Below are 26,418 nucleotides of genomic sequence, written 5' to 3'. Positions count from 1 at the left end.
CATGATGGCACCGACCGGGCGCGCGTGCGTCTATACCTGCCTGATCGGCGGCTACGAGGCGCTGAACGAGCAGCCCATGGCCGCGGCCTCCGGCCTCGACTTCATCTGCTTCACCGACGATCCGGCGCTCACCAGCGCGAGCTGGCAGATTCGCCGCCTCGACCCCGCCTTCCCGCTCGATCCCGTGCGCAGCCAGCGCATGGCCAAGCTCTCTCCCCACGAACTGCTGCCGGATTACGATCTCTCGCTCTACATCGACAACAGCGTCATCCTGACCGCGCCGCCGGAAGAGGTGATTGCCCGCTACCTGCCCGATGGCGTCGCCGTGGCCATGCCGGGCCACAGCTTTCGCGCCAGCGTCCGCGACGAGTTCATGGAAGTGCTGCGCATGGGCCTCGACGATGGCGGGCGCGTGCTGGAGCAGCTCAACCATTACATGATGAGCGATCCGTTGGTGCTGGAGGCGGTGCCCTTCTGGTCCGCCATCATGCTGCGTCGGCACCACGACCCCACGGTCGCTGCCGCCATGCGCCTCTGGCTGGCGCAGGTGCTGCGCTACTCCCGCCGCGACCAGCTCTCCGGAACCCATGCCTTGGGACGCTCTGGGCTGGAGGTCGCGCGGTTCGAGGTGGACAATCTGGGATCATGGTTCCACCGCTGGCCGGTGACGCAGGCGCGCGACCGCGACGCCTTCCCCTTCTCGCCCATCCTCAGCCAGCTGCCCGCCGGTCTCCTGGCCGACGACTGGCGCCGCGAGCGTGCGGCGCTGGTAGCACGAATCACGGCGCTGGAGACGGAGCTGGTAACGGCGCAGAGCGAGCGGGTGATCGTGGCGGAGACACCGCCGGTCGGCGACGCCCCGGAGAGCGATCTCGGAAGGCAATTTAATACCGCCGCTAACGTCAGCCCCGCAGCTGACCGCGCGTTCGAACCTGAGTGCACCTCGAACCCGCCGATATCGGCCCCGAACGGCACCCGAACCGCATCGACATCGACGCCTTTCGGGTGGCTCGTCGAGGTCGCGGCCCGCCTCAAGGGCGACCGCGACCGCTGACGGGCCGACCGCCTCAGAGCATCGCGGGCAGCACCCGATCCGGCGGCCGGTGGCCGTCCATGAAGGTCTTGATGTTGACGATGACCTTCTCGCCCATGTCCACGCGGCCTTCCAGCGTCGCGGAGCCAAGGTGCGGGAGAAGCACGACTTTTCCCTGCCGGGCGAGGCGGATCAGCTTGGGGTTCACCGCCGGCTCGTGCTCGAACACGTCCAGGCCGGCCCCGGCGATCTCGCCGGCTTCCAAGAGGCGCGTGAGCGCGTTCTCGTCGATCACCTCGCCGCGCGCCGTGTTCACCACATAAGCGTCTGGCTTCAACAGCTTAAGGCGGCGAGCCGAGAGCAGATGGTAGGTCGCGGGGGTGTGCGGGCAGTTCACGGACACGATGTCCATGCGCGCCAGCATCTGGTCCAGGCTGTCCCAATAGGTGGCGTCGAGCATTTCCTCGATGCCGGAATTGAGGCGGCGGCGGTTATGGTAATGAATCTGCAGGCCAAATGCCTTCGCCCGCCGCGCCACCGCCTGGCCGATGCGCCCCATGCCGATGATGCCGAGGCGCTTGCCCCAGATCCGCCGGCCAAGCATCCAGGTGGGTGACCAGCCGGCCCACTCTTCCTTGTCCGCGATCATCACCTGCGCGCCCTCGGCCAGCCGCCGGGGCACGGAGAGGATGAGCGCCATGGTCATGTCCGCGGTGTCCTCGGTGAGGACGCCGGGGGTGTTGGTGACGGTGATGCCCCGGTTCAGCGCGCTGGCGACATCGATGTGGTCGACGCCGTTGGAGAAAGAGGCGATCAGCCGCAGGTTTTCCCCAGCCTGCGAGAGCACGGCCGTGTCGATCCGATCGGTCACGGTGGGCACGAGCACATCCGCCATCTTGACCGCTTCCACCAACGCGGCCTGATCCATGGGCACGTCGTCGATGTTGAGTCTGGCATCGAACAGCTCACGCATCCGAGTCTCGACCGAGTCGGGCAGCTTGCGCGTGACGACGACGAGGGGCTTGCGACGCACCATCGTTACTCCCCATTCCCCATTTCTTAACGGTTCTGGTCCCGTCTATCAGACAGCCGGGGAAACACAAGGCGCGCCGAGACGCAGGGCCTTGACGTGCCCGCCGCGGCGGCGCACCCCTCCGGTCTGTTAGGTGCGATGCGAAAGGACGGTCCCATCATGCCCGCAAAACGAACTCATCTGAAGCGAAGCCTCGACAGCCGGTCGGTGAAAGCCCTGGCCCTTGCGGCGGCGATGATGGTGGGAACGGCTGCGGGTGCAGTCGCCGCCGAGCCCGGCACCTCCGGCCTGCCGGTTCCCCGCTTCGTCTCGCTGAAGGCAGACAAGGTGAACGTCCGCAACGGTCCAAACCGGGACCAGGACGTGGCCTGGGTGTTCAACCGCGCCGGGCTGCCGGTGGAGGTGACCGCCGAATATGAGACGTGGCGCCGCATCCGCGATGCCGACGGCGCGGAGGGATGGGTCTACCACTCCATGCTGTCCCTGCGGCGGACGGCCCTCGTCGCCCCCTGGCTGAAGGGCGAAACCGTGCCCCTGCGCAGCTCGGCGGATTCCGATGCCAAGGTCGTGGCCAAGCTGGAGCCGAGCGTGCTGGGCGTGGTGAAGGCCTGTGATGGCAAGGTCTGCCGCATCACCGGCGACGGCTTCGACGGTTATGTCCAGCAGAACCAGCTGTTCGGCGTCTATCCCGGCGAAAAGGTGGACTGAGGGGAGCGCAGCTCCCCCCAGGATCGGACCTCAGCCCTGGTTTTCGGGCGTGTGGAGCACCAGGCCGTCCAGCGCCGCTGTCAGCTTGATCTGGCACGACAGACGGGAGGTGGGGCGAAGGTCGGTTGCGAAATCGAGCATGCCCTCCTCCATCTCGGAGGGCTGGCCGACCTTCTCAATCCACGCCTCGTCCACATAGACATGGCAGGTCGCGCAGGCGCAGGCGCCGCCACATTCCGCAACGATGCCCGGAACGCCATTGCGCACGGCGGTTTCCATGGCGGTAGCGCCTTCCGGCCCGTCGACCTTATGGACAGCGCCGGTGTGTTCGATGAAGGTAATGGCAACCATAGAGTGTCGCTTCCCGGCTTCCGCCGCGGGCGCGACGGTGGCTTGATTTGCCGGCTCGCAAGCCTCAGCCCGAAGGCCAAGGCGCAGCCGCTTTCCGGCCACTGGCTATAGCGGCTTGTCCCGCGCCGCACCAGCGCGGGCGCCGATTGTCGCGGATCCCGTCCCCTCACCGGGAATGCCCAAGCTGAAGCCAAGCCGCTCGATATTAACGATATCTTCATTAATGCGGCACGGGCGGTTCAAACGGAGGCGAGGCCTGTCTAGGATAAGAAACGGTAAACCATCTTCGTCCGGCGTGGCCGGATGATGGGGGCGTGTACGGGTATCGGAGCCATGGGCGGCATCATGCCCCGGCACCGAAAGCGGGCAGAGGCGACAGCGAGATGAAGAACCCGAAGAAGATCCAGGATCCGACCGAGGCGGCTCTGTCGGCCATCCAGGAGGCTCTGACGCTCGAGCTCGACAATGCCGAGGCCAATGCGGCAGCGGCAAAAGGAGGCGAAGCGCCCCTGCCGCCGGATCGCGGCACCCCGCTGGACCGCCCGCCCTCTCCCGATCGTGTCATGACCGGCCCCGGACAGCAGCGCGAAGGACGCCCCATCAATCGTCGCCCCCGTCCCCCGGAGGGCGGTGAGGTGCGTGTCGACGGCGGCCGCCGCGAGGGAGCGCCCCGCCCGCGCAGCGAGGCCGAGCGCCGCGCCGCCAACGACGATCGCCAGCCCATCGGCCAGCTTCTCGGCCAGTTGCAGAAGAAGCCCCCCGTTACGCCCTTCTATTGGGCAACGGGCGCCTCGCTGGTCTGGATCGTGGTCGGCATCATCTTCGCCTACACCGTCCATCATGGCCTGATGGCGAGCTCCAACGGGCTGCAGTCGCTGGGCGACTCCCCGGCCCTGCTCGGCATCTTCGCCGGCATCCTCATTCCGCCGCTCGCCTTCTTCGGCATGGCCAGCATCGTGCGCCGGTCGCTGGAGCTGCAGGGCATCGCCCGTTCCATGACCGAGGTCGCCCTGCGCCTCGCCCAGCCGGAGTCCATCGCCACCGAGAGCGTCGTCACCGTTGGCCAGGCGGTGCGCCGCGAGGTGGCCGCGATGGGTGACGGCATGGACCGCGCCGTCGCCCGCGCCGGCGAGCTGGAGGCCATGGTCCGCGCCGAAGTCTCCACCCTCGAGCGCGCCTACGAGGAGAACGAGACGCGCATCCGCACGCTCATCGACGACCTGCAGGCCGAGCGCCACAATATCCAGATCGAGACCGAGCGCCTGCGCGAGGGCATCATCGCCGCCGAGACGGTGCTCTCCAGCGAGGTGAAGGACGTCGCCTCCCGCATCCACACCACCATGCTGGAGGCGAGCGAGCAGGTCACCGAGATCCTCGGCCAGAAGGGCGAGCACATCACCGCTGCCCTCGCCCGCGTGGGCGACAGCATGATCGACAGCCTCACCGCCAAGGGCGGCGAGCTGATCGACCGCCTGCAGCTCACCGGCTCCGACATCCGGCAGGACCTCTCCGAGTCCGGCGATCTGCTGGTGGAGACGTTGCGTTCGCGCACCGACGACCTCGCCTCCAACCTGCTCGCCACCACCACCGACGTGTCGCAGCTCGTCGAGCGCTGGGGCGACGAGGTGAACAGCAACATCGACCGCCTCAAGCAGGGCATCACCGAAACGCTGGCCGAGAACGTGGGCCGCTTCGCCGACGACATCGACGTGCGCGTGGCCGAGGTGAACTCCGCCTTCCGCGCCACCAGCGAGAGCGCGGTGGTGGAATTCTCCACCCGCGGCGGCGAACTCGTCCGCAAGCTGGAGGAGACCGGCGAGCGGGTCGCGGAGACGCTGGCCGTGCGCGGCACCGACCTCGCCGACCGCATCGAGGCCACCGGCAACCGCATCTACGAGGCCGTCGCCGTGCGCGGCGAGGACCTCCAGCAGCGCCTCTCCGAGACGGGCGAGCGCATCACATCCTCCCTCGACCGCTCCAGCAACCAGGTCGTCACCGCGCTGGTGGACAAGGGCAACGAGGTCGCCGCGTCCCTCAACGGCGCCGGCGAGGACATGACCGAGCGCCTGTCGCGCGTCGCCACTGAGGTCACGCAGGCCATCGGCGCCCGCGGGTCCAAGGTCACGGAAGCCTTCCGCGAGACCGCCGACATCCTGGTCGCCACCATCGGCACCAAGAGCGACGCCATCAAGGAGATGCTCACCGCCCGCCTGAAGGCCATGGAGGAGACCATCACCGTGCGCGGCGCCGAGCTCGCCGATCGCATGCAGCATGACTCCTCGCACCTCGCCCGCGTCATGCAGGACGGCGTGAAGAACTTCGACACCACGGTGAAGGTCCACGCCCCCGAGCTGGTGGACCAGATCACCCACCGGGTGGCGCTGGTGAACGAGAACCTGCGCCTCGCCACGTCCACGCTGGACGAGCGCCTCTCCGCCACCACCGACACGGTGGCGACCATCATGGACCAGCGCTTCTCGCGCATCGAGCAGACGCTGGACCAGCGGGCTCAGAGCCTCACCGAGACCCTGGCCACCCGCACGGTCAACTTCGCCCGCACCATCGCCGAGGGCACGAAGAACGCCACGGACTCCCTCGACAAGTCGGTGGAGACGCTGGAGAACTTCTTCGCCACCCGCTCCAAGGCGCTGGGGGAGGTGCTCACCGACCGTGCCGACGCGGTGAACCGCAACATCGGCGTCCGGGCGCAGGAGATCGCCTCCGTGCTGGATGGCCGCGTCCATCGCATCGAGGAACTGGTGCTCGGCCGCCTCGACGGCGTCGCCACCTCGCTTGAGGTGCGCGGCACCGCCATCGCCGATGCCCTCGTCGGCCGCATCGAGACCGTCTCCGGTGCCCTGCGCGCGGAGGCGAGCCAGGTGGAGCGCTCGCTCACCACCCTGTCGAGCAACGTCAGCCGGACCCTCACCGAGCATTCGGAGAAGGTGGCGGACAACCTCGGCACACGCCTGACCGAGATCGCCCACCTCATCGACGACAAGAACGGCACCTTCCTCTCCGCGCTGGAGCGCACCAGCCAGCGCGCGGTGACGGAGATCACCGCCACCAACAGCGCCCTGCGCACGGACGTGGGCGTCATCATCGAGCGCCTCGACGACGCCAACGCCACCTTCCAGGGCGCCCTCACCCAGGCGGTGTCCAACCTCGACGCCTTCGCCGGCTCCTTTGCCCGGCAGGTGGAAGGGTTCGGGGGGACGGTTGCGGGCATCGCCCTCAGCGCCGATGCCACCGCCGATCGCTTCCAGTCGCAGATCGGCTCGCTCAAGGAAGTCTCCGCCAGCGCGCTGGCGCAGATGTCCTCCCTGTCCGAGCGGCTCGACCAGAACCGCCGCCTGATGGACGAGGCGACCCAGACGCTGGCCTCCACCCACGATCAGGTGGACAGCACCCTCGCCGCGCGCCGCGAGGCGATGGAGCAGCTGGCCAGGTCTTTGGCGCAGCGGGTCGGAGACGTGGAGAGCCGGCTCGCCGCCTTCCACACCATGCTCGACGAGACCTATACCGCGTCCCAGCAGCGGGCCGGCGAGATCGCCAACGTCATCGCCGCGGCCACGTCGGGCTCCACCGAGGCGGTGTCGCAGCAGCTCGCGCTGGTGCGACACGCGGCCGAGGCCGAGCGGGAGCGCTCCGCCGCCGCCCTGCGCCAGACCTACGAGGCCGCGCTCAACGACGTGCACACCCTGTTCGGCGAAACCGGCAACCGCTTCACGGCCGTGGCCACCGACCTCAAGCGGGTGGCAGAGGACGTGCAGCAGGCCATCACCCTCGCCCGCGAGGAGATGAAGCGCGGCATCCTCGAACTGCCCGCCGAGACCGAGGCGAGCGCCGCCACCATGCGTCGCGCCGTGGCCGAGCAGATCAAGGCCCTCGCCGAACTCAACGAGATCGTCGCCCGCCAGGGCCAGGCGCTGGACGTGGTGGAAGCCTCGGCCCGCGCCGCCCAGCAGGACAGCGCCCGCGCCAGCCGCGAGACGGCCTCCGCCCTGCGCAGCCGGCCCGAGCGCGAGCCCCGCGCCGAGAACACCCGCTCGGACATCCAGCGCGCTGAACCGACCCGCGGCGAAACGAGCCGTAGCGAGACCGGCCGGCAGGACCTTGCCCGTGGCGACCTCGCCCGCGGCGAAACCGGCCGCACCGAGCCGGCCCGCAGCGAAGGCGCCAGCCTGCTCCAGGCCGAACTGCGCCGTGCCCCCGCCACCCCGGCGAGCCGCCGCGCCGAGCCTGCGGAACGTCCCGCAGCGCGTCCGGCCAGCCGCGCCGAGAACACCGGCGAGGAACGCGACAGCTGGCTGAGCGAGCTTCTTGCCCGCGCTTCCAGCGATATCGACGAGGAGGCGCCGCGCTCGCCCCGCGCGGCGGCCCCGGCTCCCGTCGCGGCCCCGGACAGCCTCGACGACCTCTCGTCCGACATCGCCCGCATGGTTGATCATCAGGCGGCCGTCGAGATGTGGGAGCGCCACAACAATGGCGACAGCCACGTCTTCTCCCGCCGGCTCTATACCCTCCAGGGCCAGCAGACCTTTGACGCCCTCAAGCGCCGCTACCGCGCCGACGCAGGCTTCCGCGAGACCGTGGACCGCTATGTCGCCGAGTTCGAGCGGCTGATCGATCAGGTGTCGGGCGACAACCGCGGCAGCACGCTGGCGCGCACGTACCTGACCTCCGACACGGGCAAGGTCTACACCATGCTCGCCCACGCCTCCGGTCGTCTCGACTGAGGAAGGCGCTCGCCCATCCCGGACCAAGTGCCGGAAGATCAGAACCGCGCCGGGCCGATGACGCCCGGCGCGGTCTTTTTTATCCCGTGCCCTGTCGTATCGTCGGCCGAACGCCGTCCAGCCTGAGGAGCGCGCGCTGCGCAATCTGATTACCGACGTCCCCGGCCTCCTGGTCGGCAACGCCACCGAGCCGCACATCGGCACCGGCGTCACCGTGATCCTCGCCGAGGAGCCGGCGGTAGCGGCGGTGGACGTGCGCGGCGGCGGGCCGGGCACGCGGGAGACCGACCTCCTCGACCCCGCGGCGACCGTGGAGCGCGTGGACGCCATCACGCTGTCGGGCGGCTCGGCCTTCGGGCTGGATGCCGCATCCGGCGTCATGGCGGGGCTGGCGGCGCGCGGACGGGGCTTTGCGGTCGGCGCCGCGCGGGTTCCCATCGTGCCCGGCGCCATCCTGTTCGACCTGCTCAATGGCGGCGACAAGGGCTGGGAGGGCCATCCGCCCTACCTCCAGCTCGGCCGCGACGCTCTTGAGGCGGCGGATGTAGACTTCCACCTCGGCTCGGTCGGCGCGGGCACGGGCTGCACCACCGCGACGGTCAAGGGCGGGCTGGGCTCGGCTTCGGCGATGACATCCACCGGCCATGTGGTCGGGGCCATCGTCGCGGTGAATGCCGCCGGCAGCCCCTTGTTCGGCGATGGCCCGCATTTCCGCGCCGGCCACTATGAGCGGGATGGGGAATTCGGTGGACGTGGCGTACCGGCGCGGGTTCCTGACGAGGCCGGCGATCCCCGGCTGAAGGGCGGCATCTCTCGCTTCGCCACCACCATCGCCGTTGTGGCGACGGATGCGGTGCTCTCGCCCGTGCAGGCGCGCCGCCTCGCCATCATGGCGCAGAACGGATTGGCGCTCTCGCTGTTTCCCGTTCACACGCCGCTGGATGGCGATGTGGTGTTCGCCATGGCCACGGGACGCAAGCCGCTGGAAGCGCCGCTGCCCGATCTCGCCCGGCTGGGTGCGCTCGCCTCCATCGTGCTGGCGCGGGCCGTGGCGCGGGCGGTCTACGAGGCGCGGCGGCTGCCCTTCGCGGATAGCCAGAAGACCTGGCGCGACCATTTCGGCGCCTGACACAGCTTGCAGCGTGTCAGGCCGGGGTTGCCGGGTGCATGGCGAGCGGGATCGTCTATAAGCCGGAGGATCCGAGGATCCTCATGACCGCTCCCTCCATGCCCCAAGTCCCGCTCCGCGCCCCCACCCCGCCCACCGACCCGGCCCAACGCCCGGCCCGTCTCGGCGGGCCGCTGGCCTTCCTGTTCTGGTGCGCCTGCGGCATCGCCGCTTTGCCCTTGGCCGGGCTCTTCACGCTCATTTCGGCGCTAGGCGTCACCGGCGCGCGCTCGGCGTTGTTTGATTCATTCGCTGGCTCCGGGGTGCCGCAGCAGGTGATGCGGCTGGGGCTGATGCCGCAGGCGGTGCTGTTCGGCTGGGCGGTGACCATGGTGGTGCTCACCGTCGCCCGCGCGCGCATCGCCCTGCTGGTCCTGCCGTGGCTGCTTGTGCTGTGGCTGTTCACCACCGGCTACTGCCAGTTCGCCATCCGCGACGCCATTGCTCCGGACGGCGCCGATCTCGGCGCGTTCGCGGCGCTGATGCCGGGGCTTCTGGCGCAGGCGGCCGGTGTGGCCGCGTTCTTCGGCTATTTCCGGGAAGGCACGCGCCCGCAAGCCTTCTATCGCCGCTGAGGCGGCGCCTCCTCGTCCGGCTCTCCATGCGGATCGAGTCCGTCCGGACGACGGCGGCGGCGGGTGCGCTCCAGAGCGGCACGCTCCGCGAGAGCGGTGGCCCAGCCGGACGCCGCATGCAGCGCCGCGCGCGCCGCGTGACGCGAGGCCGAGGCGGCGGAGGCGAGGCTGCGGCGCACGAGGGCGCCTGCCGTGGCCGGCGTCGGCAGAGGCTGCGAACCGTCCGCCGCCTGCGCTGGCGCCGATACCGGCGCGGCCTTGTCCAGATGCAGGCGGGCAGCGAGGCGGACGTGCCAGAAGGAGGCGAAGCGCGCCGCGCGACCCGTCCAGCCGGTCAGCCCGCCCGTCGCGAATGGCTGGAGGAGCGCGATCCGATCATCGCGCTCGGCGATGGCGCCGACAATGAGCCGGGCGGCCAGGAACTCCAGCCCCAGCGATCCCGCCCCCGGCGCAAGCGCGTACCAGACGCCCCGCTCCCCCTCATATAGCAACGGCATGCCGCCGGGATCGGGCACATTGCGCCCCCGTGCGCCCTCCACCAGCCCGGTGCCGACCGGATAGACCTCGGCCCCTTGGCGCCGCAGCACGCGCGCGGCGCCGACCCGTGTCATCACCGGCAAGGCGCATTGCGCCGCCAGCGCCAGCCGGTCGCCGTCGAAATGGTAGGCGAGACCCGACAGGCCGAATTCCTCGACGAGGCCCCCATACGGTACATTGCTGTTCGGCAGGCGAAATCCGCCGGACACCCACGGCGCGCGCGGCAGACGGGCAACGCCGGACCCGAGGCGGGCAAAGGCCGCCGCGCCGCAGACCGCGACCTGAAATGCGCGCACCCGCTGGTTTGACGTATCTAGATACTTCCGAACGCCCTTGAGATCGACCGAAAGCGCGCTCTCCACGCTGAAGAAGCGGACGCCGGCGGTCCGTGCCGCCTCTTCCAGCGCGGCGACCAGCGATGTCGTGCGGACGCGCTCGGCCGGCACGACGCCGATGCCGGCGGCAAATGCATCGGTCCCGAGAAGGGCGGCGAGATCCTCCGCGCCGACGAAGACGGTGGTATCCGGCACCAGATCCTGGCGCAGCTCCTGCTCGCGATGAAGGTCCTCGGCGGCGTGTGCACGCGCCACGGTCAGCCGGCCGCGCGGGCCGATATCCACTCCGAGCCGCTCGGTCAGCGACAGCCCCGCCTCCGCGGCCTGGGCGGACAGAATGAGCAGCTCCTGAGCGTCATCGCGGCCAATGCGTGCGACAAGCTCGCGCGTCGAAAGCGGAAACCCCGCCGCGATGACCCCATCGAGCGACCACGACGGAACGGCAGCGGACGGCCCGGCCATTGCCAGCAGCACCACGTCGCGGCCGCGCCGCGCGAGATCTCCGGCCAGAACGAGACCGGCGACATCGCCTCCCACCACGCAGACGTCGCAGTCGATAATCCGTTTGGCGCCGGAAGAGGCGCGTTCGGACCCCATCGCATCGTGCGCTTGGGGCCGGGGCGCGGACGACTGGCTCATGAATTGGTCCAATGAGAGACAGGCGATGCTGACGCCGCCAGCTTGAGAAAGCGTTTATTTGCGGCGCTCTAATGACGTTTCCGTCATCGCCGTCCGTGGGGGCGTGACGCTGCGGCGCGGCAGCAGGCGTTGCGCTGCACTAGCCGCGTGCTTCATAAGGGTCCGCCTTTCGTCCATCGGTTGGTAACCATGCGCCGACTCATCTTGCTGCGCCATGCGAAGTCGGACTGGCCGAACGGCATCGCCGATCCGGAACGCCCGCTTTCGGCGCGGGGCCGCAACGCAGCGCCCCGCATCGGCGTCTATATCGGGCAGGAACACCTGCTGGCCGACCGCATCCTGGTGTCACCCGCCCGCCGCACGCGGGAAACCTGGGATCTCGTCGCCGCGCGCCTGCCGCCGGCCAAGGTGGTGGCCAGCGAGCCGCGCATCTACGACGCCTCGGCCGCGCGTCTCATGACCGTGCTGCGCGAGCAGCCCAAGGACGCACACAGCGTGATGTTTGTGGGCCATAATCCCGGCCTCGAAGACCTCGCCGAGCTGCTTGTGGCTTCCGGCCCGGCCCCCCATGTTGCAAGCATGGCAGAGAAATTCCCGACCGGCGCCCTCGCCGTCATCGACCTTCCCGTGGACGAGTGGAGCGCCGCAGCCCCTGGCATCGGCCGGCTCGACCGCTTCGTCACCCCGCGCGATCTCGGCGGAACCGACTGAAGATGGCGTTCTTCACGGACGCCGTGGACGATGCGCGCATCGCGCTTCAGGCTCTGGCGGACCGGGTGGAGGGAATCGCCCATCCCACCCTGCGTCTTGGTGTGACCGGCCTCTCACGGGCGGGAAAGACCATCTTCACCACAGCGCTCATCCATGCCCTCACCAAGGGGGCGCGGATGCCGGTGTTCGAGCCCTACCAGTCCGGCCGCATCGCCCGCGCCGAGCTGCAGCCCCAGCCGGACGACGCGGTGCCGCGCTTCGCCTATGAGGGCCATCTTGAGATGCTGGGAGCGGAGCGGCGCTGGCCGTCCTCCACCACCCGCGTCAGCGAGCTGCGCCTCGCCATTCGCTACGCAAACCGGCGCGGCAGCCTGAGGACGCTGACCCTCGACATCGTGGATTATCCCGGCGAGTGGCTGCTGGACCTGCCGCTGCTCAACATGTCCTACGCCGAATTTGCCCGGCAGAGCTTGGCTCTGGCCCGCGCTGGCGTGCGGGCGGAGGTTGCGGCGCCGTTCCTGGCGGCAGTGGCCGACGCGCCGGTGGACGGCCCCGCCGACGAGGCCCGGGCGCGGGAGGTGGCGGCGCGGTTCACGGACTATCTCGCCGCCTGCCGCAGCGAGCGGCTGGCCATGAGCCTGCTGCCGCCCGGCCGCTTCCTCATGCCCGGCGACCTCGAAGGCTCGCCCGCCCTCACCTTCGCCCCTCTGGACGTGCCGGATACCCCCGCCCGCGCGAATACGCTGGGCGCGATGATGGAGCGGCGCTTCGAGGCCTACAAGAACGCGGTCGTTCGCCCCTTCTTCCGCAATCACTTCGCCCGGCTCGACCGGCAGATCGTGCTGGTGGATACGCTCTCCGCCCTGAATGCGGGGCCGGCCGCCCTCGCCGATCTGGAGCGGGCGCTGGATGGCATCCTCGCGGCATTTCGTACCGGCCGGAACAGTCTGGTGAGCGCGCTCTTCCGGCCCCGCATCGAGAAGGTGCTTTTCGCCGCCACCAAGGCGGACCACCTCCATCGCGCCAGCCACGACCGGCTGGAGGCGGTGCTGGGGCGGCTTGTGGAACGGGCCCGCGAACGGGCGCAGGATCACGGCGCGGCCCTCGACGTAGTGGCGATCGCCGCCATCCGCGCCACGCGCGAGGCGCGTGTGCGGCGCGGTGGGCATGAACTCGACGCCATCGTGGGCACGCCGGAGGCCGGGCAGGACGCCGGCGGCCATGTGTTCGATGGTGAGGAGGAGGTGGCGGTGTTTCCGGGCGAGCTGCCGGCCAATCCAGATGCGCTGTTCGATCCCTCCGGCACCGGCTTTCGGGGGCTCTCATCGTCCATGGCGGGCGAGGCGGAGGGGGATGTGGACTTCCGCTTCCTGCGATTCCGTCCGCCGTCCGGCATCGGCGACGGGCCGATCCCGCATATTCGGCTCGACCGGGCGCTTCAGTTCCTGCTCGCTGACCGGCTCACCTGAACCGGCGGGGGCTCCGCTCAGAACTTGGCCCGCTCAGAACTTGGCCGAAGCCCAGCGCACCATCTGCACCAGAACCTGTTCCTGCGCCTGATCGAGCGCGGCCGTCGCGTTGGCACCGGCGGACGACGCCGCAGGCACGGCGGCGCGGAACACCTGCGCGGCAAGGATGCGGCCGCTCTGGGTGCCGATGAGCTTGGCGGAGACCTCCACCACGGCCACCGGCCCCTGATCGGTAATGCGCAATGCGAAGGTGCGGATATCCGTCACCAGCGTGTAGTCGGCGTTCACGCCATCACCCGGGCGGGCGACACGGCGCAGCTTGCTGGCGTTCTCGAACGCCTGGATGGTGCGGGCGTGGAGCAGCGCGGGAAGATTGTCGCTCCACTGGGCGTCGGCGAGATAGGCCACCTGCCCCGCGCCCGGCTCCACCATGATCTTGTCGGTGTTGAGCACAGCGAGCGCCGTCGGCGCCACCACCACCAGTTGCCCGTTGCCGCTGCCGCCGGCGGTAAAGCCGCTGGGGGCGGAGAGGTTGTAGGTCGGCAGAGGGGTGGAACCACATCCGGCGAGGGACAGCGCGGCGGCAAGGAGCAGAACCGCGCCAGCGACCCCGCGCGCGAGGGCGGAGACGCTACGGACCAGCAGTTCAGTACGGAGGGCGAAACGGTCGCTCATGATCGGCTCATCGCCCGTATTTCGGAATGGAGTTGCCGCCGCCCAGGATGAACTGCTGCGGATTGCGCTCGATGCCCCTCAGCACTCGATCGATCTCGCCCAGGGTGCGGCGTCCGTCGGTCGCCAGCGCCTCGAACTGCTTGAGGCCCGGTCCGGTGAAGCGGCTGATCTCGTTGGTGAGGAGCGCGGTCCGCTGGTCCAGATTGTCGGCGAGCTTGCGCACGGACGTCGCCGCCTCGGTGGCCTGGTTGAGCAGGCCGTTCTTGTCCTCGGTCGCGGACTTCAGGTTCACCACCACCTCGTCCACCCGCTGGGCCACGCCGTTGAGCTGCTTCACGAGGGCGTTCGCCTGCTCGATGACGCTCGCCACGTCGTCGGACTTGGAGGCAACGGCCTGCGAGAAGGTGTCGATGTTGCGGATGATGTTCTTGATCTCTTCCGGGTTGATGGAGTCGAGGACCACCTCGATCTTCTTCGCAACGCCCTGCGCGGTGTTGATGAGCCCCGACATGCCCGCACCGCCGTCCGCCATGATGCGCGGGTAGCCATTCGGTCCGGGCGGAAGCGGCGGCGCGTCGGGCTTTCCGCCGCGGATGGACACCGCGATGATGCCGGTCAGGCCTTGCGACTCCAGGCCGGCGCGCGCATCCGCCAGCACCGGAACCTTGTTGTCGATGCCGACATGGACGAGCACCTGTCCGGGCTGGCCCGGCACCAGGCCGAGGCTGGTCACCTGGCCCACGGGAATACCGTTGAACAGTACCGAGTTGCCTTGGCGCAGACCGGCCACGGACCCGTCGAAGACGATCTCGTAAATCTTGCGGGCCGTGGAATCCTGCGGCCTCGCGAACCAGTACACGAAGCCGAACGCAGCCGCGATAACGGCCATCGTGAAGGCTCCGATGATGGTGTAGTTGGCCCGTGTTTCCATGCCTCATCCCGGTTCCGTTGCAACCTGCCCCGCTTGACCGGCCCACTCCTTGTCCCGGCGCGCCAGACGCGCGCGATTGGCCTCGATTGCGCCTAGCGGCGCACGTTCTGTACCGCCCTTGCCCGCGTGCCATGGAAATAGGCCCGCAGCCAGGGATGTTGTTCCGCCATCATGTCCTCGATCGTCCCCTGCGCGATCACCTTGCCATCGGCGAGGGCCGCGATCCGGTCGCACACGGTATGCAGGCTGTCGAGATCGTGGGTTACCATGAAAACCGTAAGCCCCAAAGTCTGTTGCAGCGTCCTGATCAGCTCGTCGAAGTCGCCGGCACCGATCGGATCGAGACCCGAGGTCGGCTCGTCCAGAAAGAGGATTTCAGGGTCGAGCGCCAGAGAACGGGCCAGAGCGGCACGTTTTATCATGCCGCCGGAAAGCTCGGAGGGTAACTTTTCGGCCACATCGCATTTCAGGCCGACCATCTCGATCTTGGTGAAGGCGATCTCGTCGAGCAACCGCTGCGACAGCTTGAGATTTTCCCGGAGCGGGAACTGGATGTTCTGCTTGACCGTGAGCGACGAGAACAGCGCGCCCTGCTGGAACAGCACACCCCAGCGCCGTTCCAGCGCGGAACGCTCGCGCTCGGAGAGGTCGTCGAGATTCTGCCCGAACACCTCCACGGTGCCGGATGTCTTCGGCACGAGGCCGAGGATGGTTCGCGTCAGCACCGACTTGCCGCCGCCGGACGTGCCCACGAAGCCGAGGATCTCGCCGCGATACACGTCGAGATTGAGGTGGTTGAGCACTACCCGGTCGCCGAACCCGACCACGATGTCGCGCACCCGGATGATGGCTTCGCGACCGTTGGTCTGGAGGGTGGAGGGTAAGGTCTGTGCGTCCATGGCCGCTCACATGTCGATCGCGGCGAAGAACATGGCGAACACACCGTCCATCACAATGACGAGGAAGATGGCCTTCACCACCGATGCGGTCGTGTGCGCGCCGAGCGATTCCGCGCTGCCACCGACCCTCAGGCCTTCCATGCAGGCGACCAGGCCGATGGTGGCAGCCATGAAGGGCGCCTTGTACATGCCGACCTTGAACTGATCGAGGTCAATGGCGAGCTTCAGCCGGTCGAGGAACACGTCCGGCGTGATGCCACCGTAGCCCCAGGACACGAGACCCGCGCCGAAGATGGCCGACATGGATCCGATGAAGGTGAGCAGCGGCAGGGCGATGATCAGCGCGAGGATGCGCGGCACCACCAGCACCTCGATGGGATCAAAGCCCATCACCCGAAGCGCGTCGATCTCCTCGCGCATGCGCATCGAACCAAGCTCGGCGGTGTATGCGCTGCCCGAGCGGCCGGCGATCATGATGGAGACGATGAGCACGCCAAGCTCGCGCAGCACCAGCACGCCCACCATGTCCACCACATAGATGTCGGCGCCGAACCTGCGGAAATTGAAGATGCCCTGCTGGGCCAGGATGCAGCCGATCAGAAAGGTGATCAGCAGGATGATCGGCACGGCGCGAAAGCCCACGCGGTCGATCTGGTTCACCATGGCGGTGAAGCGGAAGCTGCGCGGGCGGGCCACCACCCGCAGCATGGCTGCAACCGTCGCGCCGATGAAGTTCAACAGCGAGAGCGCATCCTTGGCGGCATTGACGACCTCGTGGCCGAACCGCTCCAGGATGCCTTCGTGACGGCGCGTGGGCGGCGCCGGCTCGTGGCCCATGCGCGCCAGCTCTTCCAGGAGAACCTTGTAGCGCGGCGCCAGCCCGACCACCGTCGGTTCGATGCCCGCGCCGGCCCAGGCGCGGCGCAGCCGCTCCAGCAGCAGGGCGCCGAAGGTATCCATGCGCTCGACGGAGGCGAGATCGATCTCCACGCCCTTGGGCTTGGCATAGGCATGGGCGGTGTCGTTGACCGCCGCTTCCAGTTCGTCGGCATATTCGGATGTCCACGCACCGCGACCGGCCACTGTCAGGCGGTCGTCCTGGCTGTGCACGGAAATCAACGAGGCGTGCGGCAACGCGGCGTCTCCAACGGCGACCGGCGCGACGCACCGGCTGGTCTCAACCTCAAACAGGCATTCGGGCCGATAGACCCGACGCCCTACCACGGCACCAGCCGCGGTCAAGTCCGACGCCCCGCTTGATCCACCGGCGGCGCAGGCCTCCTGCGGATGCGCCCGCACCGGAGGCGTGGGCACAAACTAGCCATACAGATACGCGGTGGCGGCGTCGAGATCAGCCAGGACACACCGCGCCACCATCGTCACATGCCCGGCGATGGGGCGCCCGGAATCGGCTATTAAGCTTAATCCATGGCCGAACTGTCCCTCAGCGTCGAACGCTTCCCCATCGCCGGAACCTTCACCATTGCCCGCGGCTCCAAGACCGAGGCGGTGGTGGTCGAGGCCCGCATCACCTCGGGCGGCATCACCGGCCGGGGCGAATGCGTGCCCTATGCCCGCTATGGCGAAACCGTGGAGGGCGTCCTCGCCGCCATCGAGTCCCTGAGGGCGGATCTCGCGTCGGGCCTCAGCCGCGAGGCGCTCCAGCACCGCCTTCCCGCAGGCGCCGCCCGCAATGCCGTCGACTGCGCCCTGTGGGATCTCGAGGCGAAATCCTCCGGCATGGGCTGCGCCGAGCTTGCCGGCCTGCCCACCCTGCGACCGGTGGTCACGGCCTACACGCTGAGCCTCGACACGCCAGAGGCCATGGCCCGCGCAGCGGCCGCCGCGACAGACCGCCCCCTGCTCAAGCTCAAGCTCGGCGCGCCCGGTGACCGCGAGCGCCTCTCCGCCGTGCGGGAGGCGGCGCCCGACACGCGGCTCATCGTGGATGCCAATGAGGGATGGAAGGCCGCCGACCTGCCCGGCTTGCTGGATGCCTGCGCGGCCGTCCGGGTCGAACTCGTCGAGCAGCCGCTGCCGGCGGATGACGACCGCCGCCTCGCCCGGATCGATCGGCCGGTCCCCGTCTGTGCCGATGAGAGCGTTCACGACCGGGCCGGGCTTGCCGATCTGCGGACGCGCTACGACGCCATCAATGTGAAGCTGGACAAGGCGGGCGGCCTCACCGAGGCGCTGGCCTTGGCCGAGGTGGCGCACGGCCTCGGCTTTGGCGTCATGGTGGGGTGCATGCTGGCGTCGTCGCTGGCCATGGCCCCTGCCCTGCTGGTGGCTCAGCGGGCGAAATGGGTAGACCTCGATGGGCCGCTTCTGCTCGCCCGCGACCGCCTGCCCGGCCTTCACTACGAGGGTGCCGTGGTCTCCCCGCCCGAGCCGCTGCTGTGGGGCTGAAGCCGCGCGGCGGCGAGGGCCGCGCCCACGCCCGCGAGGCCGAGCGCGCAGCCGGCCAGATACGCCAGCGGGCCGAACGCCGCCCAGAGCGGTCCCGCGGCCACGTTCGCCGCCGATGACATGAGGCTTGAGGTCCAGGCGGCGGTGGTCTGCCCCGTGCCGGAGCGATGCTCGCTCACGCCCCGCGCCACGAGATCCACCATGGCGAGGTAGGTCGCGGCGAAGGTCAAGGCGTGCAGCAATTGCAGGGGCAGCAGCACGGCCAGCGGTGGATCGCTCGCCATCACCGCGAAGCGCAGCACCGCCCCTGCGCCGCCGATGGCGATCATGCCATAGGGACCGACCCGGCCGAGCAGTGGACGGCCGAAGCGGAACAGCACCATCTCGGCCGCGACACCCACGGCCCAGAGCACGCCGACGACCGACAGCGAGATGCCTTCCGAGCGCCAGTGGACCGTCGCGAAGAGGTAGAGCACCGCGTGGCTCGCCTGCACGAGCCCGGCGGCGACGATGCCGGCCAGGAAGCCGAGCCGCGCGCGCCGCCCCACAAGGGGAGAGGGCTTGGGCTCGGCGCGCGGCAGTTCCGGCAAGGCGAAGGTGGCGAGCACATAAGTTACATGCCCGGCGATCATCAGCAGCACGACCGAATCCGCGCCGAGCGCACCAATGATCACGCCACCGGCGAGATTTGCGGCGAGGAAGCTCGCCGAGCCCCATTGCCGCGCCCGCCCATATTCCGCGCGTCCCGCCCGGGCGAGGCGCGAGGTGTAGGAATCCAGCAGCGAGAAGCCGGGAAACCACACCGCCGACATGACGCCGAGGATCAGGAGAATGGCCGGCAGGCTGGACGTGAAGGCCAGCAGCGCCATGGCCGCGACCGTGGCCATGCCCAGGAGGGTCAGCAGCGCCCTTGGACGTCCCAACCGGTCAGAGAGGAGGCCGAGAAGCGGCGTTGCGGCAAGACGGCTCAGCATAGGCACGGCGAGGACGAGGCCGATAGCCTCGGGCCCCAGTCCGCGCGCCTGCAGCCACAACGGCAGATAGGGCTGGAAGATGCCCAGGGCGACGAAGAAGGCGCCGTAGGTCGCGCCAAGCCTCAGCGCGAGCGAACGCGGTGATAACGACCCCCGCCCGGTCTCCTCTCCTCTGCCCTCCACGATGCGTCAGGCGGCGGCGAGGCAGCGGGCGAAGGTCTCCGCATCCACATTGCCGCCGGAAAGCACGATGACCGCCGTGCCGCCGGAAACGCCGAGCCGCCCCTCCAGCAGGCTCGCCAGCGCCACGGCGCCGCCCGGCTCCACTACGAGCTTCAGCTCGCGGAAGGCATATTCCACCGCGCGCGCCACCTCGGCGTCGGTTACGGCCGCAGCCTCGCCGACGATGCGGCGGGTGATCTCGAAGGTGATGGCGCCGGGCGTCGGGGCCAGCAGTGCGTCGCAGAACGAGCCGTCCGGCTGGGCATTGCGCTCGCGCACGCCGGAGCGGAAGGAGCGGGCGTGGTCGTCGAAGCCGGCCGGCTCGCAGACCACCACCCGCGCCTGCGGCGCGACGCGCTTCACGGCCAGCGCGATGCCGGCCACGAGGCCGCCGCCGGAGGCGTTGGCCGCCACAAGGTCCGGCACGCGGCCGAGCGCGGCGAGATCCTGCACGATCTCCAGACCCACCGTGCCCTGCCCGGCGATGATGTGGGGATCGTCATAGGGCGGCACCATGATGGCTCCGCGCTCGGTGGCGATGGCGCGCGCGATGGCGTCGCGATCTTCCGTGCGCCGGTCGTAGCCGACCACCTCGGCGCCGAGCGCGCGGGTGCGGTCGCGCTTCAGCGCCGGGGCGTCGTGGGGCATGACGATGACGGCCGGCATGCCGAGGATCTTCGCCGCGGCGGCGACGCCCTGCGCGTGGTTGCCGGAGGAGCAGGCGACGACGCCGGCGGCGCGCGCCTCTTCCGGGATCTGCACCATGCGATTGAAGGCGCCGCGGAACTTGAAAGAGCCCGTGCGCTGCAACGTCTCGGGCTTCAGGAAGACATCCGCGCCGGCGCGCTCGCTCAGCACCGGAGAGAACACCAGCGGCGTGCGCACGGCGAAACCGAGCAGCCGCGCGGCGGCTGCATCGACATCTTCGGCAGTGGGAAGCGGGGCGGGCTGAATCTCTGAGGCGCTCATGCGCCGGAAGCTACCCGACGCCGCCGCCGAAGGCGATAGCGCCGCGCAATGGGCCCGATATCGTGGGCAATCAGCACGTTGTCGAGGAACTGTCGGGCGCTCTCCCGCCATGTGTAGCGCAGCGCGAAGCGGCGGGCGGCAGCGGGCGACAGCTCCAGCGCCTTCAGGCAGGCGGTGCGCAGGTCCTCGTCGAGAACCCCCACGGGCTCGGTGGCGTCGGCCAGCACGTCCGTCGGCCCGGTCACCGGATAGGCAGCCACCGGCAGGCCGCTCGCCATCGCCTCCAGCAGAACGATGCCGAAGGTGTCGGTGCGGCTCGGAAAGCAGAACACGTCGCAGGCGGCATAGACCTGCGCCAGATCCTCGCCTTCCTTGGCACCGAGGAAATGCACGGCCGGAAAGCGTTCTTTCAGGCTGGCGAGGGCCGGACCATTGCCCACGACCACCTTGGAGCCGGGCAGGTCGAGATTGAGGAACGCCTCGATGTTCTTCTCCACCGCCACGCGGCCGACGAAGAGATAGACGGGGCGCGGCAGGTTCAGCGTGGCCTCGGGGCGCGGGCGGAACATGTCCGCATCCACCCCACGCGACCACCGCATCAGCCGCTTGAACCCGCGCGCCTCAAGGTCCCGCTCCAGCGTGGCGGTCGACACCATGACACCGCCGCCGGCATTGTGGAAGGAGCGCAGCCACGCATAGGTCAGCCGCTCCGGCACCGGTGCGCGGGCGGCCAGATATTCCGGAAACTTGGTGTGGTACGAGGTGGTGAAGGTGCGGCGCGAAGCGATGCAGGCCCGGCGCACCAGGATGCCGATCGGCCCCTCGGTGGCGATGTGCACGAAGTCCGGCTGCAGGGCCTCGATGCGCCGCATGATCATGCGCGGCGTGGCGAGGGCGAGCCTGATCTCGTTGTAGGTGGGAAGCGGAACGGTTCGGAAGCCCTGCGGGGTCAGGAACTGCATGTCCGCGCCAAGGCCCTCGGCCTCGCGGGCGGTATGCTCCAGGGACCGCACCACGCCGTTGATCTGGGGATGCCACGCATCGGTGGCGACAAGAACCCGCATCAGGCCGCCGCGCGCGCCCCCTCGACCACCTCGCCCTCCTGGGCCGGGCTCTTCTTCTCGACCTTGCGAGTCCAGGAGATGATCTCGAGGCGTCCGTCCTCATGCTCGGCGACGGCGGTGCAGCTCTCCACCCAGTCGCCGCAGTTCACGTAGCGGACGCCGAACTGGTCATGGATCACGGCGTGATGGATATGGCCGCAGATCACGCCATCCACCTGATGGCGCTTGGCCTCCTCGGCCACCGCCTCCTCGAACTTGCCGATGTAATTCACTGCATTCTTCACCTTGAGCTTCGCCCACTGGCTAAGCGACCAATAGGTGAGACCGAGGCGACGGCGAACCTTGTTCAGGTAGGTGTTGATGCCGAGCGCGGCCGTGTAGGCCCAGTCGCCGAGGAAGGCGAGCCAGCGGGCGTGGCGCACGACCAGATCGAAAACGTCCCCATGGATCACGAGGTAGCGCTTGCCGTCCGCCGCTTCGTGGATGGCCGTCTCCACCACCTCGATGCCGCCGAAGTGGGTGCCGTAATAGTCGCGCAGGAATTCGTCGTGGTTGCCGGGCAGGTAGACCATGCGCGCGCCCTTGCGGCCCTTGCGCAGCAGCTTCTGCACCACGTCGTTGTGCTTCTGCGGCCAGTACCAATTGGCCTTCAGCCGCCAGCCATCGACGATGTCGCCGACGAGATAGACGGTATCTGCGTCATTGTACTTGAGGAAGTCGAGGAGCAGCTCGGCCTGGCACCCCTTGGTGCCGAGATGAACGTCCGAGATGAAAAGGGCGCGAAAGCGGCGCGTTTCAGGACTGTCGCTCACGCCCGATACCTCCACTTTCCCGCGGCCCGACGGAGAAGCCATGACGGCTCAACCGGCTAAGGCGGCATCGTGGCACCGATGTGGCGCCCCGTTCGAGATCGCCGGCGGGCTTGCCGGATGGCCTTCCCCAGGGTCCGGCACGCTTGCCTTGCACGCTCCGGACTTAGCCGGAGTCGTGTATCCCTTTTATGACGCCGGCCCTTGAATTGGAAGGCCGCCTGCCCAATCAAACGTCTTGCACAGATTAGATGCAGGTCCCGCACGCACAGGGAAGACGGCTAATAGTCGAAGGCCGAACGCGATCAAGTCGTTCCCGCCCCCTCCGGAGGCGGCAACCTGTCGAATCGCGCCGCTTCATCTCTGGCTGCCATCGCCTGCGAGGAGGCACCGGCCGCGGCATATTGGCCGTGGACGCAGCTGGATGGCCCCGCATCGCTGTCGCGGGCGCGCGATCCCCCGACGGCGAAAAATGTGGCCGGCGCCATTGACCTGAGCCCAAGTCCGCGCGAGCGTGCGCCGCCCTGGACGGAGCGGCGTTCGCCACGCGCCGCCCGCACAAGAACAACGCCATACAATTCGATCAGGAGTTTCCCGATGAAGCTGGTCCGCTTCGGCGATTTTGGACAAGAGAAGCCGGGTCTAATCGATTCAACCGGCAAGGTCCGAGACCTGTCCGGCGTCATCGCGGATCTCAACGGCGAAACCCTCGCCCCCGAGAGCCTGAAGAAGATCGCCGCGCTCGATCCCGCCTCCCTGCCGCTCGCGCCCGAGGGGGCGCGCCTGGGCTCCTGCGTCGCCCGCCCCGGCAATTTCGTCGCGGTCGGCCTCAATTTCGCGGACCACGCGGCCGAGACCAACAATCCCATCCCCGAGGAGCCGGTGCTCTTCAACAAGGCGCCGAACTGCATCGTCGGCCCGAATGACGACGTGATGATCCCGAAGGGCTCCCTGAAGCTCGACTGGGAGGTGGAGTTCGCCTTCGTCATCGGCAAGCGCGCCCGTTACGTGGAGGAGGAGGACGCCCTCGATCACGTCGCCGGCTATTGCATCTGCAACGATGTCTCCGAGCGTCATTTCCAGATCGAGCGCTCCGGCCAGTGGATGAAAGGCAAGGGCTGCGAGACCTTCGGGCCGCTCGGTCCGTGGCTCGTCACCACCGACGAGATCGCCGATACCTCCACGCTTGCCATGTGGCTGGAAGTGAACGGCGAGCGCGTGCAGAACGGCTCCATGAAGACCATGATCTTCCGGATCCCGTTCCTGGTGCACTACATCAGCCAGTTCATGGTGCTGGATCCCGGCGACGTCATCACCACCGGCACCCCGCCCGGCGTCGGCCTCGGCTTCAAGCCGCCGCGCTTCCTCAAGGCCGGCGACGTGATGCGTGTCGGCATCGAGGGCCTCGGCGAGCAGCAGCAGACGGTGGTCCCGTTCAAGCTCTGAACTTTTCACGTCGTTTCGATGTAATTAACGGTCGCCGCTTCATCGGCGGCCGTTTTCATGTCCGATGGACGGTTGCAACGCCCATGGCATAGCGCTTCACCCGTTGCGCGCAGGCGAGATAGACGAGGGTGATGCCGGCAACCGCGCCAAGGGTGGTCGCCGGCAGCGGGACGAAGCCGAACCACCCCCCGAGGCCGCTGAGGGGCACCACGAACGCGACGGCCAATGCGCCGACGGCCGAAAGAACAAGCCTCCGGTCCGGCGGTGTCTCGCCAAGCGGCAGGCGGGTGCGGATGAGGAACACCACCAGTACCTGTGTGGCGATGGATTCCAGGAACCAGGCTGTGCGGAATGCCTCCACCCCTGCCCCGAGGACCAGCAGCAACACGCCGAACGTAAGGAAATCGAACAGCGAGGAGAGCGGCCCCATCACCGCCGCGAAGCGCACCAGCCCCGTCATATCCCACTGCTGCGGCGTCGCGAGATCCGCCTCGTCCACGGCGTCGAAGGGGATGCCGACCTCCGAGAGGTCGTAGAGCAGGTTGTTGAGCAGGATCTGGGTGGCGAGCAGCGGCAGGAACGGCAGGAACAGGCTTGCCGCCGCCATGGACAGCATGTTGCCAAAGTTGGAGCTGGCGCCCATCCGCACATATTTCAGGATGTTGGCGAAGGTCCGCCGGCCCTCCTCCACCCCGTCCGCCACCACGTCGAGGTCGGGGGCGAGCAGGATCATGTCGGCGGCGGCGCGGGCGACGCCCGTGGCCCCGTCCACCGACAGGCCGACGTCCGCGAGCTTCAGGCCGGGCGCGTCGTTCACACCATCGCCGAGGAAGCCCACGGTCTCGCCGTTGGCCATCAGGGCCCGCACCACCCGCACCTTCTGGTTCGGCGTCATCCGTCCGAAGACGTTGACGCTGCGCACGCGCACCCGCAGCGCATCGTCGGACAGGTGCGCGACCTCGGCGCCGGAGAGCATGTCGGCGGCATCGATGCCGAGTTGCCGGGCGACGTGAGCGACCACCGTGGGGTCATCCCCCGACAGCACCTTCACCTTGACCCCCGCCGCCGCGAGCCGTGTGAGTGCATGAGCAGCGGTGGGCTTGGGCGGGTCCTCGAACAGGCAGAAGCCTTCCAGCACGAGGCCGGACTCGTCCTCCGGCTCAAGGCTGCCGGTCCGGGCCATGCCGTCAGGGGTGCCGGCGCGCGTCGCCACCGCAATCGCCCGAAGTCCCTGTTCCCCGTGACGCTTCAGCTGCGCGGCCAAAGCGGCGCGGGCCTCGGCATCGAGATCGGCTATGGCGTCTCCGACCCGCCGGCTGGTGCAGACGTCCATCACCGCTTCCGGCGCGCCCTTGCAGACGAGGAGGCGCTCGGCGCCACCGTCCCCAGCGCGCTCCGCCAGCACCGAGCCCCGGCGGCGCTCGTAGCCGAAGCCGAGGCGGGAGGGCGCCGACCAGCCGTCGTCCGCATCCGGCGCGGCGGCGGCGAGCGCCGTATCCATCCAGCTGCGGTCGCCGGCCAACTCCGCGCACAGCGCGGCAAGCTCGGCGGGCCGGTGCGCCGCCTGCCCGCCCCCGTCCTCGCTGGCCGCGAGCACGATCTCGGCGGAGGTGAGGGTGCCGGTCTTGTCCGTGCAGAGCACCGTCATGGCGCCGAGGTCATGGATGGCGGTGAGACGCTTCACGATCACCTTGCGCTGGGCCATGCGCACCGCGCCGCGCGAGAGGGTCACGGTGGTAATCATGGGCAGCAGCTCGGGCGTGAGGCCCACCGCCAGCGCCACCGCGAACATGAGCGATTCCAGCAGCGGCCGACCCAGCACGAGGTTCACGGCCAGCACCGCCACGGACAGGACGCCGGCCGCCCGGGCGATGACGAAGCCGAGCGCGCGCAGATCGCGCTGGAAGGGTGAAAGCCCGCCATCCTCGGCCAGCAGCGCGGCTGCGGCGCCGAACAGGGTGGCGCGGCCCGTGGCCACGGCGAGCGCCACCGCCTCGCCGCTTTGCGCAACGGCACCCCTGAACAGCGCGTTCGTCGCCTCCGCCGCCACTGTGGACGAGACGGCCCCGGGCCGCTTCTCCACCGCGAAGGGCTCGCCCGTGAGTGCGGCCTCGTTCGCGGAAAAGCCATCGGCGGACAGGATGACGGCATCGGCAGGGATGATGTCGCCGGCGCGCACGCGGAAGACGTCGCCGGGCACGATCCGGTCGGTTGAGAGGGTACGGAAGACGCCGTCGCGGCACACCTCGGCGGTGAGCGCCACCTGCTCGCGCAACGCCGCTGCGGCTTTGGAGGCCCGAGCCTCCTGAACCGTGTCGAGGCCGATGGAGGCGACGATGACGAGGACGATGATGACCGCGCTCGCCGCATCTCCCGTCGCCGCCGAGACCCCGGCGGCGAGGAGGAGCATCAGCATCAGCGGCTCCAACAGGCGCCGAAGCAAGGCGCGCAGGGGGCCGGTGCGGCTGGGAGGCTTGTCGAGGTTGGGGCCGAAACGGTCGAGGCGCTCTGCGGCCCCCGTGGAGGAGAGGCCCGCACTGCCGCAGCCGAGGCGCTGGCAGAGCAGCTCATGCGGTTCGGTCCAGAACGCCCCCGCACCGGCGTCGCCCGCGACCGTGGGGTTGGCGGATCGACGCGCCGCGTCCGGGAAGTGCTGTCCGGCGATCTCCACGGGGCGGCCTCCGACCCTGTTCAAGCGGCCGGGAGCCTAGAGCATATTGTC

21 protein-coding genes are annotated in these 26,418 nt (G+C 69.1%); 9 read left to right on the top strand and 12 right to left on the bottom strand.

The features are described from left to right. Nucleotide 1 precedes the first annotated feature (1 nt). The gene (locus V5F63_RS11190) at nt 2-1,054 is read left to right on the top strand and encodes a glycosyltransferase domain-containing protein (protein WP_394101814.1); all 1,053 of its coding nucleotides are present in this window, start codon (nt 2-4) and stop codon (nt 1,052-1,054) included. Nucleotides 1,055-1,067: 13 nt separating this feature from the next. Here the strand turns inward: V5F63_RS11190 and V5F63_RS11185 are convergent, their stop codons facing one another. Next, nucleotides 1,068-2,069, bottom strand: a complete 1,002-nt coding sequence (locus V5F63_RS11185; RefSeq protein ID WP_394028656.1) for a 2-hydroxyacid dehydrogenase — start codon at nt 2,067-2,069, stop codon at nt 1,068-1,070. A gap of 156 nt (nt 2,070-2,225) precedes the next feature. On the opposite strand from V5F63_RS11185, the gene V5F63_RS11180 reads away from it, so the two are divergent. Next, entirely contained in the window at nt 2,226-2,774 is a 549-nt protein-coding gene (locus tag V5F63_RS11180) for an SH3 domain-containing protein (RefSeq protein WP_209489103.1), read from the top strand. A 30-nt stretch (nt 2,775-2,804) separates the two neighbouring features. Here the strand turns inward: V5F63_RS11180 and V5F63_RS11175 are convergent, their stop codons facing one another. After that, nucleotides 2,805-3,125, bottom strand: a complete 321-nt coding sequence (locus V5F63_RS11175) for a 2Fe-2S iron-sulfur cluster-binding protein (RefSeq protein ID WP_209489102.1) — start codon at nt 3,123-3,125, stop codon at nt 2,805-2,807. Nucleotides 3,126-3,508: 383 nt separating this feature from the next. Here V5F63_RS11175 and V5F63_RS11170 point away from each other — a divergent pair, with 383 nt between their 5' ends. The 3 genes from V5F63_RS11170 (at nt 3,509) to V5F63_RS11160 (ending at nt 9,607) form a co-directional block, all read left to right on the top strand. Continuing rightward, nucleotides 3,509-7,864 (top strand): apolipoprotein A-IV repeat region-like domain-containing protein, encoded by a 4,356-nt coding sequence (locus V5F63_RS11170; protein ID WP_394101813.1) that lies wholly within the window; start codon nt 3,509-3,511, stop codon nt 7,862-7,864. A gap of 136 nt (nt 7,865-8,000) precedes the next feature. Continuing rightward, the gene (locus V5F63_RS11165) at nt 8,001-8,993 is read left to right on the top strand and encodes a P1 family peptidase (RefSeq protein WP_394101992.1); all 993 of its coding nucleotides are present in this window, start codon (nt 8,001-8,003) and stop codon (nt 8,991-8,993) included. Between the two features lie 83 nt (nt 8,994-9,076). Continuing rightward, the gene (locus V5F63_RS11160; RefSeq protein WP_394028654.1) at nt 9,077-9,607 is read left to right on the top strand and encodes a hypothetical protein; all 531 of its coding nucleotides are present in this window, start codon (nt 9,077-9,079) and stop codon (nt 9,605-9,607) included. Here the strand turns inward: V5F63_RS11160 and V5F63_RS11155 are convergent. After that, a complete protein-coding gene (locus tag V5F63_RS11155; protein WP_394101812.1) occupies nt 9,595-11,118 on the bottom strand; it encodes an NAD(P)/FAD-dependent oxidoreductase in 1,524 nt (507 codons plus the stop codon). The genes V5F63_RS11160 and V5F63_RS11155 overlap by 13 nt on opposite strands. A gap of 189 nt (nt 11,119-11,307) precedes the next feature. Between V5F63_RS11155 and V5F63_RS11150 the strand changes: the two genes are divergently transcribed. Together V5F63_RS11150 and V5F63_RS11145 are read left to right on the top strand one after the other, a co-directional pair. Continuing rightward, on the top strand, nt 11,308-11,829 hold the full coding sequence (locus V5F63_RS11150) for a SixA phosphatase family protein (RefSeq protein ID WP_394101811.1): 522 nt from the start codon (nt 11,308-11,310) through the stop codon (nt 11,827-11,829). Between the two features lie 2 nt (nt 11,830-11,831). Continuing rightward, on the top strand, nt 11,832-13,298 hold the full coding sequence (locus V5F63_RS11145; RefSeq protein ID WP_394028652.1) for a YcjX family GTP-binding protein: 1,467 nt from the start codon (nt 11,832-11,834) through the stop codon (nt 13,296-13,298). 33 nt (nt 13,299-13,331) lie between these two features. Here the strand turns inward: V5F63_RS11145 and V5F63_RS11140 are convergent, their stop codons facing one another. From V5F63_RS11140 to V5F63_RS11125, 4 genes are all read right to left on the bottom strand, one after another. Further along, complete coding sequence (locus tag V5F63_RS11140) at nt 13,332-13,973, bottom strand: ABC-type transport auxiliary lipoprotein family protein (RefSeq protein WP_394101810.1); 642 nt, start codon at nt 13,971-13,973, stop codon at nt 13,332-13,334. 7 nt (nt 13,974-13,980) lie between these two features. Then, complete coding sequence (locus V5F63_RS11135) at nt 13,981-14,904, bottom strand: MlaD family protein (RefSeq protein WP_209489095.1); 924 nt, start codon at nt 14,902-14,904, stop codon at nt 13,981-13,983. A 92-nt stretch (nt 14,905-14,996) separates the two neighbouring features. Beyond that, nucleotides 14,997-15,803 (bottom strand): ABC transporter ATP-binding protein, encoded by an 807-nt coding sequence (locus tag V5F63_RS11130; RefSeq protein ID WP_394101809.1) that lies wholly within the window; start codon nt 15,801-15,803, stop codon nt 14,997-14,999. A 6-nt stretch (nt 15,804-15,809) separates the two neighbouring features. Beyond that, entirely contained in the window at nt 15,810-16,937 is a 1,128-nt protein-coding gene (locus V5F63_RS11125; protein ID WP_209489093.1) for an MlaE family lipid ABC transporter permease subunit, read from the bottom strand. Nucleotides 16,938-17,231: 294 nt separating this feature from the next. Between V5F63_RS11125 and dgcA the strand changes: the two genes are divergently transcribed. Beyond that, nucleotides 17,232-18,212 carry an N-acetyl-D-Glu racemase DgcA gene (dgcA, locus tag V5F63_RS11120; protein ID WP_209489092.1) on the top strand — a complete coding sequence of 327 codons (981 nt, stop codon included), beginning with the start codon at nt 17,232-17,234 and terminating at the stop codon, nt 18,210-18,212. Here the strand turns inward: dgcA and V5F63_RS11115 are convergent. The 4 genes from V5F63_RS11115 to V5F63_RS11100 are packed head-to-tail and all read right to left on the bottom strand — an operon-like array spanning nt 18,164 to nt 22,295. Next, nucleotides 18,164-19,369, bottom strand: a complete 1,206-nt coding sequence (locus V5F63_RS11115) for an MFS transporter (RefSeq protein WP_394101808.1) — start codon at nt 19,367-19,369, stop codon at nt 18,164-18,166. The two genes, dgcA and V5F63_RS11115, sit on opposite strands and share 49 nt — an antisense overlap. Before the next feature lie 6 nt (nt 19,370-19,375). Then, nucleotides 19,376-20,377, bottom strand: coding sequence for a threonine ammonia-lyase (locus tag V5F63_RS11110; protein ID WP_209489090.1), 1,002 nt, complete (start codon nt 20,375-20,377; stop codon nt 19,376-19,378). Then, nucleotides 20,374-21,441, bottom strand: coding sequence for a glycosyltransferase family 4 protein (locus tag V5F63_RS11105; protein ID WP_209489089.1), 1,068 nt, complete (start codon nt 21,439-21,441; stop codon nt 20,374-20,376). The genes V5F63_RS11110 and V5F63_RS11105 overlap by 4 nt, the downstream gene beginning before the upstream one ends. Then, nucleotides 21,441-22,295, bottom strand: a complete 855-nt coding sequence (locus V5F63_RS11100; protein WP_209489088.1) for a UDP-2,3-diacylglucosamine diphosphatase — start codon at nt 22,293-22,295, stop codon at nt 21,441-21,443. The genes V5F63_RS11105 and V5F63_RS11100 overlap by 1 nt, the downstream gene beginning before the upstream one ends. Before the next feature lie 552 nt (nt 22,296-22,847). Between V5F63_RS11100 and V5F63_RS11095 the strand changes: the two genes are divergently transcribed. Further along, a complete protein-coding gene (locus V5F63_RS11095; RefSeq protein ID WP_394101807.1) occupies nt 22,848-23,696 on the top strand; it encodes a fumarylacetoacetate hydrolase family protein in 849 nt (282 codons plus the stop codon). 55 nt (nt 23,697-23,751) lie between these two features. On the opposite strand, the gene mgtA is transcribed toward V5F63_RS11095, so the two are convergent. Next, entirely contained in the window at nt 23,752-26,367 is a 2,616-nt protein-coding gene (gene mgtA, locus V5F63_RS11090; protein WP_394101806.1) for a magnesium-translocating P-type ATPase, read from the bottom strand. Nucleotides 26,368-26,418 lie beyond the last annotated feature (51 nt).

The sequence above is a fragment of the Xanthobacter wiegelii genome (assembly GCF_043193855.2).
Lineage (GTDB): Bacteria > Pseudomonadota > Alphaproteobacteria > Rhizobiales > Xanthobacteraceae > Xanthobacter > Xanthobacter flavus_A.
This window is presented reverse-complemented; position numbering and strand designations above follow the sequence as displayed.